We start from the raw sequence: 4,099 nt of genomic DNA on the forward strand, positions 1-4,099 counted from the left end.
GTTCCTAACAATGTTGGAAAATTGGGAGATAAAGTCTTTTGATGATACAGAGGTTTTATGTTTAACCATTAGGTAGGTGGCTTGAGCTGGTCGCCCTGTAGCGATCGTACACTGGGTCAACTGCTCAATTGCACCTGGATAAACTATACAATCAGCATCAACGATCGCGACCACATCAGGAGGGTTCGACTCAAGAAACTGTAAGCCATAGTCTAAAGCGTACCCCTTACCCCTGAGGTCTAAGTTGTGACGCTCGACAACTGTAGCACCAGCAGTACGAGCAATTTCCGCAGTCGCATCATTGCAATTGTCTGCAACGACAACCAAACGGTCTTGGTTCTTCAAGATTGGAATAAGTTTCTCCAGTGTTGAATTGATGACAAGTTCTTCATTGTGAGCAGGCACTAAGACAGCGACTTTTGCATCTTGCCAACTACCTTTGTTAGTAGAAGAACTCGTTGGGAGTAGAGCAGCACTACACTCAATGAGAAAAAATATACAAATGACAAAAACACTAGCTGCACTGATTGACAGAATAGAATTAATACACACAGACATCAGCTGACTAATTGACATGGTCATAATTCCGTCACCTCCATTTTCTTTACAAGCTTAATCTTTTGACTCCAAGTAATAGATGGTTTCTTTACTACCCATTGTCCCCTCTTGGCAAGGGGAGACAGAGGCATATATTCTGCTTTTTTGATTTAAAGTCACAACAACTATGACAAACAAAATCCAATTTAAACTAAATTTAGCCATCAAATTACTCTCTGTCACGTTAATCATTGCCAGAAAGGTAAGATAAGCTAAGGGCCATATATTTTCTGGATTATTAGTTGCATAAGCTATTTTTAAAGCTCGAATAAAAGTTGTGAAATAAATAATTAAAAAAAGTAGTAAACCAATCAAGCCAAGATCGAGTGATATATCTAGGAAACCATTATGAACATTAGGTGCAACCCAGCCAGTTCCCACTGCATAACTTGCTTCGATCGCATAATTACTATTAGGTGCGAAAAATGCACCAAATCCATAACCTAACAATGGTCTTTCCACTAATCTAGATAATCCATAACTCCATAAGAGTGTCCTTCCAGTTAAAGTTGGGTCTCTTCCTAAACCAGTTATGAGTTCTATCCAATAACTAGAAACTACTAGAGAGACACATCCTAGAATTAGGATTCCAATGTCTATGAAAATTATGCTTAACTTACCCTGCCATCGAAATCTTTGATAAAACATCATTATAAATATAAGCAGAAAAAAGATAACAAGAGAGGTTTTTGAAGATGAAAGCACAATCAAGAAGAGTGAAAAGCTCAAACCAAACCACTTGTATAAATAATGATTTTCTTTAGGCAACGCAAAAAATGTTAATGCGCCCAAAACCATCGCGCTGCCTAAAGCATTTTTGTGCGCGTAGACTCCTCTCCATGCCCCTGAGTACTCTTCATTTGCTCCATGTATACCAACAGCAGGAAATACAATAACAAAAATGACACTAAAAAAAGCTACTATCAATAAAGTAAAGGCAAGAAGTCTTACCTGCTCTTTCAAGCTAAATCGCTTAGCAATGTATAAACCAAAAAAGGTTAATATTAAAACTTCCAAGTCAGTGGATAATGTATAATCCGGAGACTCCGACCAGAAAAATGACATCAGGGACAATGCTACTAATAAAAAGAGTGTTATATTTCGACTTATTGTAATTATCGTGCTTTTCCAAAAGATGCAAACGAGAATAGTTGACATTCCCCAAACAAAATATTTGAGGAGTACAAAAACGGGTTGTGGAAGTAAGCCAGCGCGAGTCAATGCAAAAAGTATCGATGATAAGCAAAGAATTCCTAAGATGGCAAAAAACCAATCTGCAATTCCTGGAGACGTTTTTATTCTAATGGATTTTGTTCCACTAGTATCTGTATAGTTTGCTAATTTCATACCCAGTTCTACAGCTCATTTTGAATTGCGAAGTAGCATCCTCACCCTGACGCCAATAATGATAAGCCTCGATCGCATCTTCAGAACCAACAGCGTAAAGGATGCGAAGTGGCTTAAACATTTTTTCTCCCTCCCCGATGAAGTCTAAAATATTGAGAGGTTTGATTTGGCTGTATAAAACGACTCACTTCTGTTCGCAGAACATCTACAAAACTGGTTGTTCCATGAGCCGCGATACGTTTGATAGGAATAAACCCAGCTTGTACGCACATCCTCTTTAAGGTGGTAGGAGTAAAGGTATTAATATGTTCGAGTGGGTGAACAGCGTGAAACTCTGAAAAATTATAAGGCTGAGTAATCCCTTGGCAATTGGGAACTTCAATGATTAAAATTCCCCCATCCTCCATGATGTTTGCAATTTTGTGCAGGAGCTCTAATGGCTCTTCTAGGTGCTCTAAAACTTGAAAAAGTGTGGCAACATGCATCCTACCAAACTGACTAGATTTCAAGGATTCTAAGTTCTCAAAAATAGTGATGCCCAGTTTTGCAGATTGTTCGATGCGAACGCTGCTGAAGTCAATTCCATAGGTGTCAAAACTAAAAAGTTTGGCTAGAGCTAAGAAGTATCCATCACCACAACCATAGTCTAGAATGCGAAATGGCTCTTCTAAACTCCGCTTAAGAAGCGTTTGCAGTCGCAAAAGATGCCTTGTACATTGTCTTCCACGTTCAAACTTAATCTCTTGAGGACTACCTGTTCTATACTCCACCTCCATGTGTTTGATTTGGGCATCATCAATCCACTGACTGTATAGCAAGTTTAACCCTTGGGGTGAGAGAATGCGCTGATGGAAAGTCATGCCACATGTTTCACAACGTACTAAGGAAAAGGTTTCCTTTCCTATCAGCCCAAGCACATCCTTACTATAGTGACATCTCTGAATGAAAGAGCGGATGGGTTCTTCATTAAATTGCCCCTGCCAAAGAGGGTACAATTTGGAGGAACCACAACTGATGCAATGCGATCGCTCCCGAAATATAACAGATTCATGAGAGAGGGGTTTTGAATCAATGTTGTTTGCAGTCATACTTACCTGTTACCTATTAGTTCTGCTTATATCCCGTGAATCCTGCTTCACTTCAGTTTCTACAATGCCTTGCCGTAGGTTGGAGTAATGGAAATAACTGTCGGGTTCATGCTTCACGTTCACGGCGTTGGCAATGATTCCCAAGACATTAGCTTCTGAACGTTTTAACAAAGTCTTAGCTACAGCAGCACTCGCTGAATCCGCAACATTAGGTCTGACGACTAGCAAAACTCCATCCGTCATTTTCCCTAAAACTGCTGCATCAGCTATTCCAACAAGAGGAGGGGTATCTATCACAATGTAGTCATATTTTTCGGAAAATGTTTGAATTAGGGAAACCATGCGCTCAGAGTCAATTAGAGCAAGGGGGTTTGGCGGTGGAACCCCAGCTGTGAGGATAGATAAGTGCTTTGTGATTGGTTGCACTATTTCGGAAAAATCATCCTGACCAACAATAAGGTTACTTAAACCCACTGAGTTGAGCAGACCCCATAAATGATGCTGGGATGCGTGACGCATATCTGCATCAATTAGTAGAACTTTTCGTCCTGGTTGAGCTAATACTGCCGCTAAATTGGCAGAAATTTCTGACTTGCCTTCTCCTGCTACAGAACTTGTGACCACAATGGTGCGAAGCTTTTTATGGCTAATAAATTTTAGGTTGGCCTGGAGCATTTGATAAGCTTCATGAACCATAGTGCGAGGAGAGGTTGCCACAATGACTCGAGGAGAGATTCCTTCACGCATCACCTCATCGCTCGAGGCAGCATTCGATTCAAATTTAGGAATCAACCCCAACAAAGTATAGCCAAAAAATGTCTCGGCTTCTCTGACTGTCTTCAAGGAACTATCAATCAGATCGACAAAGAATACAGCGGCAATACCAAACAGCAAACCGCCAAATAAACCACCTCCTATGAGAAGCAGTGTGACTTTGGAGAGAATTGGTTTGCTGGGAATTTCGGCGGGTTGAATAACCTCGGCATTCCCAACAGTTTGCTTCTCAGCAACTTGGATTTCCTGCATTCTAGCGATCAGATTTTCGTAGTTCTTTTGTGCTATAGACA

The 4,099-nt window shown here is 40.4% G+C and carries 5 protein-coding genes; all 5 read right to left on the reverse strand.

Annotated elements, in window-relative coordinates; genetic code table 11:
* A partial coding sequence (locus ACKTT2_RS00400) for a glycosyltransferase family 2 protein (RefSeq protein WP_407882848.1) occupies positions 1-576 on the reverse strand: 576 nt, incomplete at its 3' end.
* 36 nt (positions 577-612) lie between these two features.
* Positions 613-1,944 carry an O-antigen ligase family protein gene (locus ACKTT2_RS00405; protein WP_407882850.1) on the reverse strand — a complete coding sequence of 444 codons (1,332 nt, stop codon included), beginning with the start codon at positions 1,942-1,944 and terminating at the stop codon, positions 613-615.
* Positions 1,916-2,065, reverse strand: a complete 150-nt coding sequence (locus ACKTT2_RS00410) for a hypothetical protein (RefSeq protein ID WP_407882852.1) — start codon at positions 2,063-2,065, stop codon at positions 1,916-1,918. The genes ACKTT2_RS00405 and ACKTT2_RS00410 overlap by 29 nt, the downstream gene beginning before the upstream one ends.
* The gene (locus ACKTT2_RS00415) at positions 2,058-3,032 is read right to left on the reverse strand and encodes a class I SAM-dependent methyltransferase (protein WP_407882854.1); all 975 of its coding nucleotides are present in this window, start codon (positions 3,030-3,032) and stop codon (positions 2,058-2,060) included. Before ACKTT2_RS00415 ends, ACKTT2_RS00410 begins: the two co-directional genes overlap by 8 nt.
* A gap of 9 nt (positions 3,033-3,041) precedes the next feature.
* On the reverse strand, positions 3,042-4,099 hold a 1,058-nt coding region (locus ACKTT2_RS00420; protein ID WP_407882856.1), incomplete at its 5' end, for a polysaccharide biosynthesis tyrosine autokinase.

Origin of the sequence: Scytonema hankhaensis NUACC26 (assembly GCF_045865695.1) — a bacterium.
Taxonomy (GTDB): domain Bacteria; phylum Cyanobacteriota; class Cyanobacteriia; order Cyanobacteriales; family Nostocaceae; genus Scytonema.